This is a genomic window from Chitinophaga sp. (assembly GCF_036569125.1).
Taxonomy (GTDB): Bacteria; Bacteroidota; Bacteroidia; order Chitinophagales; family Chitinophagaceae; genus Chitinophaga.
This window is the reverse complement of record NZ_DATCRF010000273.1, coordinates 1-5662: the sequence shown is the minus strand read 5'-3', so window position 1 is coordinate 5662 and position 5662 is coordinate 1. Positions and strand designations below refer to the sequence as shown.

Sequence of the window (5662 nt, the reverse complement as noted above, 5' to 3'; positions counted from 1 at the left end):
CCCATAGCCTGGGAACATGTGCTGGCAGGACAGTCTATTATGGCCGGCACCCCCTTTGCCGCCGGAATGAAAAATAATATTGACGAAGCTTCTGTGGAAGGGGTAAAGGATTCGCCTTACCTGAGCTCTATCCCGGATCATTATGTAGGGCTGCATTCACCCAAGCTGGAGCTGCCGGTGCTGTGGTACCGTTCCGTAGGCCATACGCATACGGCTACTGCCATGGAAGGGATGATAGATGAGCTGGCGCATGCAGCAGGCAAAGACCCGGTGGAGTACCGGCGTGCATTGCTGAAGAACCATCCCCGCCACCTGGCAGCGCTGAACCTGGCCGCTGAAAAAGCAGGCTGGGGCAAACCATTGCCCCCGGGCCGTTTCAGAGGTGTGGCTGTGCATGAATCTTTTATGAGCTATGTGGCTGATGTAGCAGAAGTTTCTGTTGATGAACAGGGCCTTATTAAGGTGCACCGTTTTGTGTGCGCCATTGATTGCGGCCTGGCCGTGAACCCGGATGGGGTGGTTGCGCAAATGGAAAGCGGCATCAACTTCGGCATTTCCACGGCTATGTACGGCGCTATTACGCTGGACAAAGGCAGGGTGCAGCAAAGCAATTTCCATGATTACCGCATTGCGCGCATGCATGAAACGCCGCTGGAAATAGAAGTGCACATCGTGAACAGTACCGAAAAAATGGGTGGGGCAGGGGAGCCCGGCGTACCGCCGGTAGCGCCGGCCATTGCCAACGCAGTTTTTGCCGCTACCGGCAAACGCATGCGGGACCTGCCTTTTTGCAACATCAACCTCAAAGCGTAGTAAATTATGGCAACAACAAAGCAACTCATATATTCATTATTAACCGTAACGGCAGTGTCGGTAATGACTTTATCCTTTAATTCGGATGCTGCCCGCACTACGCACCATATGGATACGGATGGAACGGCCAAGGACAGCGCCGGCTCAAAAAAGGCCTTCCTGGCTGCTTACAGCGTACTAATGCACCCGCGTTGTATGAACTGCCATCCCTCAGGGGAGGCGCCCCTGCAGGGCGATGACAGCCATGTACATACCATGAACGTGCAGCGCGGGCATGATGGAAAAGGCCTGTATGCGCTCAAATGCTCCAACTGCCATCAGCCCAAGAATACGCCGGGCCTGCATATGCCGCCGGGCAATCCTAACTGGCATTTACCGCCGGCAGATATGAAGATGGTGTTCCAGGGTAAATCGCCCCGCGAACTGGCAGCCCAGCTGCTGGACCCGGAACAGAACGGGCACAAGACCAAGGCACAGCTGATAGCGCATGTAACATCCGATTCACTGGTATTAGGCGGATGGAACCCCGGCGAGGGCCGCACCCTGCCACCGCTGACCCATCAGGAGTTTGCACGGCAGTTTAAAATGTGGATCGACAAAGGCGCTTTCCTGCCGGATAAATAAATGATGTGCAGATGTGCAAATATGCAGATGTGCAAATAAATGTGCTGATGTGCTAATATGCTGGTTTTTGTTGTTTGCGACATACCCAGGGACATATACCAGCACATCAGTATATTCCCATCATCTGCACATCTGTATATTTGTACATCTACAATTTTTCCTATTTTGTGTTTACATGGAACAACCGATCCGCAATCTTTTAAAGGAGGGCACTTTTAATGTGAATGGCAGCCTTTGGCTGGAGTTCGGGGGCAAACGCTTTTTTGGCCCCGGCCCGGTGGAGCTGCTGGAACGTATTGCCGAAACAGGTTCTATTAAGCAGGCGGCATTAGCCATGGGCATGTCTTACAAAAAAGCCTGGGACCTTATTAATAACCTGAACAGCATGGGCATTCGCCCGTTTGTAATAACCAGCACGGGCGGTGAAAAGGGCGGAGGTTCTTCTATTTCGGAAGAAGCTCGGCAGATGATAGCCTACCATCGCCAGCTAAGGGAAAGGTTCCGCCAGTTCCTTGAACAGGAGAGTAGTCATTTAAAATAATCCTGTAACAACGTCATGTTATTACAGGACTTTTTTTAACCATCGTTATATATTGAAAAATACAGCGTAAATCATTACTATGTACGGGACCTTTACCAGCCTCTTTTTTTTATGCGTGCTGTCCCTTAGCACGCAGGCCCGCCAGCTTTCAGATATGAACTCAGATACAACCCGTAAGGATACTACGGTGCGTATTTTATCGGAAGTAACCGTATCAGCATCCCGCCTGCGGGAAAGCATGCTTGCATCGCCGGTAAGCGTGCAAAAAGTGGGCGCCACATATTTTAAAGCCTCACCGGCGCCTTCTTTTTTTGATGCGCTGGAAAATGTGCAGGGCGTGCAGCTCATCACCCCCAGTATGGGATTTAAAGTATTGAATGCCCGTGGGTTTGCCAATACCACCAATGTGCGTTTTGCGCAGCTGGTGGATGGGATGGATGTACAATCCCCGCATATCGGCGGCCCCATAGCCAATGCTTTAGGTCCTTCCGACCTGGATGTCGATAATGTGGAAATAGTGCCGGGCGTGGCTTCTGCGCTCTATGGCATGAACACGGTGAATGGGCTGGCCAATATCACTACCAAAGATCCATTCACATCTGCCGGGTTAAGTGTGCAGCAAAAAACAGCGGTTACACATATCGGCGATCCTAACAGCAGCGCTAAACCTTTCTCAGAAACCAGCCTGCGCTGGGCGCATGTTATTTCACCTAAATGGGCCTTTAAGCTGAACGGTACCTACGCCCGCGGGTACGATTGGATAGCCAATGACCATACGGAGCTGAATGGTAACGCTAACGCCAGTACGGGATTAACCGGTGTTAATAACCCCGCTAAAGACCCGGTAAGCAGCTACGGCAACGAATCATCTGACCGCAAAACCATTTCCCTGCTGGGAAAGAACTACGTGGTAGCCCGCACCGGTTACGATGAAAAAGATGTGGTGGATTATACCCTGCAGAATATAAAAGGAGATGCCGGCATCTATTATAAGATAAGACCGGATGCTACTTTGAGCTATACTTTTCATATGGCGCTGCTGAACAATGTATACCAGCGCGCTAACCGTTTTCGCCTGCAGGATTATTTTATACAGCAGCATGGCATACAATATGAATCCAGGGGCCTGCAGCTAAGGGCTTACCTGAATAATGAGAACACCGGCAACTCTTATAACCTGCGCTCCATGGCCGAAAACATTGACCGTAACTATAAACCGGATAATGTATGGTATGCAGATTATACCGCGGCTTTTAACAAAGCATCGCAGGATGGGATGACGGCAGCGCAGGCGCACCAGCAGGCCAGAACGGCCGCCGATCAGGGACGCTATATGCCCGGCACACCTGCGTTTAACAATGTGCTGGAAAAATTACAACAGGTGAATAACTGGGATACCGGGGCCGCCTTAAAAGTAAAGGCAAGCTTTATACAGGCAGAAGGGCAGGTGCATTTGAATGAGTGGATCCCGGAGCTGCGGGAAAAGGCCGGGCTGGAAGTGCTGGCCGGTGCTGACCACCGTACCTACATTATTGTACCGGATGGCAATTACTTTATTAACCCGGTTCACGGTAAAGAATATACGAATATTCATTACAGCAAAACCGGTGGTTTCCTGTCAGTTACCAAATCGTTGTTAAAGGAGCGGTTAAAGCTGGGCGCTATTTTACGTGCAGATAAGAACGACTATTTTGACCTGGCCTGGAGCCCGCGTTTTACGGCGGTGTTCTCGCCCCTGCGCACGCAAAACTTCCGGGTATCGTTCCAGAGCGGATACCGCTACCCCAGCATTTTTGAAGCGTATTCAAACGTGAACAGCGGCGGCGTAAAAAGGGTAGGGGGCTTACCGGCTATGTCGCAGGGCATTTTTGAAAATGCGTGGCTGCAATCATCTATCACAGCATTTCAGGCAGCCGTGCTGAATGATATTAATGCCAATGGTTTATCACAACAGGCAGCTATTGAAAAGAACCAGGGGCTGTTAAAGAAAAACCCTTATACCTATATTAAACCGGAACATGTACGGTCCATTGAAGGCGGTTATAAAGGCCTGTTCCTCAAAGGGCGTTTGTTTGTTGATGCTGATCTGTACTTTAATAACTACCGTTCCTTTATTGCACAGGCCAATATGAATGTGCCTAAAACACAAAATGCAGATTCCATACCGTTTGCGCTGAATAACAAATCGCAACAGAATCAATACCGTATGTGGACCAATTCACAAACTAAAGTATATAACTACGGCGCCAGCTTAGGTGTAACCTATAACGTGCACGGGTATAGGTTACATGCAAATAGCTCCTATGCAAAGCTGCGCAAATCGGCTAATGAAGACGGGCTGGAAGATGGTTTTAACACACCGGAATGGACCCTTAACGCAATGATATCCAAAGAGGAGATTATAAAACATATAGGCGCTGGCGTTAGCTGGAAATGGCAGAGCAGCTTCTTATGGCAATCGTTCCTGGTGAACGGGCAAACACCGTCGTACAATACTTTAGACGCGCAGGTAAGCTATACGTTTGAAAAAATAAATTCAAAGATCAAGCTGGGCGCCAGCAACTTACTGAACCATTATTACTATTCCTTTTTAGGAGGGCCGTCTGTTGGCGGTATGTATTACGCCACGGTGCAGTATGGGTTGTGATTAGTAATTAAGAATTAATAATTAATAGTGGAATGCAGCGGATAAGGACTTCGCTGCATTCCATTTTTACATTCTTTTTGTGTCGTAAGGGCTACTTATTTTAATCGAGCCCGTATTTTTCAGCATCAAATTAAATTTTAGGTGTAAATTTCCTGTATCGTAATACGGAACCATAACCGCTGATCTTCAGCAGGGACAAGTACTATAGCTGCATCAATTCATTAACCTATAAACTGCGAACATATGCAACCACATGACTGGAGTAAATTCTCGTTAAAGCTCCCCATCAAAGCTAATCCTCAGGATATTTACAATGCCTGGACCACGCCGGCAGGGCTGGAAAGCTGGTTTCTGCGGCAGGCCGATTTTGTTGGTGAAGGCGGTATACCCAAAGGTAAACAGGAAGCTATTACCACCGGCGATACCTATACCTGGCGCTGGTTTGGCTATAGCGATGATACTACTGAAACCGGTAAAGTGCTGGCCGCCAACGGGAAGGATCACTTTCAATTCACTTTTGGTATAGCCGGCACCGTTACTGTGAGCTTAAAGAATGTGGAAGGTGAAACGCTGATAGAATTAGTGCAGGATCATATTCCTACAGATGAAAAGGGTAAAGTGGATTTTCATATTGGCTGCCAGGGCGGCTGGCTGTTTTACATGGTGAACCTGAAATCCTTGCTGGAAGGGGGGATTGACCTGCGTAATAAAAATGAAAAGCTGAAAGGCGTACTTAACTCCTGAACTTACGGCCGCTAACATAAGGGCTGTCTTTTAGTATAAAACGGTAAGGCAGCAGCGCATCTTCACCGGCATAATCCACTCCAATTCTTGCAGTGATACCTATAGCGGATGGTGATACAATAAAATCATCATCCGCTATGTATAACTCTTTGCCCGTGAGGCTGGTGCCGGTATGCTGGGTATTAATGCCTAATGCTTTTGATACATTGCCGGGACCTTTGCCCAGTGTATAATCCGCCTTGGTACGGCCGGTACGCGCCAGCATATGCGGTATGCCGTTCAGCGGCGCAATG

The 5662-nt window shown here is 48.8% G+C and carries 6 protein-coding genes; 5 read left to right on the top strand and 1 reads right to left on the bottom strand.

Annotated elements, in window-relative coordinates:
* The 5 genes from VIM87_RS10075 to VIM87_RS10055 form a co-directional block, all read left to right on the top strand.
* Positions 1-813, top strand: an 813-nt coding sequence (locus VIM87_RS10075; RefSeq protein WP_331996872.1) for a molybdopterin cofactor-binding domain-containing protein, incomplete at its 5' end; no start/stop codon positions are given.
* A 6-nt stretch (positions 814-819) separates the two neighbouring features.
* The gene (locus tag VIM87_RS10070) at positions 820-1437 is read left to right on the top strand and encodes a hypothetical protein (RefSeq protein ID WP_331996871.1); all 618 of its coding nucleotides are present in this window, start codon (positions 820-822) and stop codon (positions 1435-1437) included.
* Between the two features lie 175 nt (positions 1438-1612).
* Positions 1613-1978 (top strand): ModE family transcriptional regulator, encoded by a 366-nt coding sequence (locus tag VIM87_RS10065; RefSeq protein ID WP_331996870.1) that lies wholly within the window; start codon positions 1613-1615, stop codon positions 1976-1978.
* 79 nt (positions 1979-2057) lie between these two features.
* Positions 2058-4625, top strand: a complete 2568-nt coding sequence (locus tag VIM87_RS10060) for a TonB-dependent receptor (protein WP_331996869.1) — start codon at positions 2058-2060, stop codon at positions 4623-4625.
* A gap of 243 nt (positions 4626-4868) precedes the next feature.
* Positions 4869-5369 carry an SRPBCC domain-containing protein gene (locus VIM87_RS10055; RefSeq protein ID WP_331996868.1) on the top strand — a complete coding sequence of 167 codons (501 nt, stop codon included), beginning with the start codon at positions 4869-4871 and terminating at the stop codon, positions 5367-5369.
* Here the strand turns inward: VIM87_RS10055 and VIM87_RS10050 are convergent.
* Positions 5359-5662, bottom strand: a 304-nt coding sequence (locus VIM87_RS10050; RefSeq protein ID WP_331996867.1) for a DNA-3-methyladenine glycosylase, incomplete at its 5' end; no start/stop codon positions are given. The genes VIM87_RS10055 and VIM87_RS10050 overlap by 11 nt on opposite strands.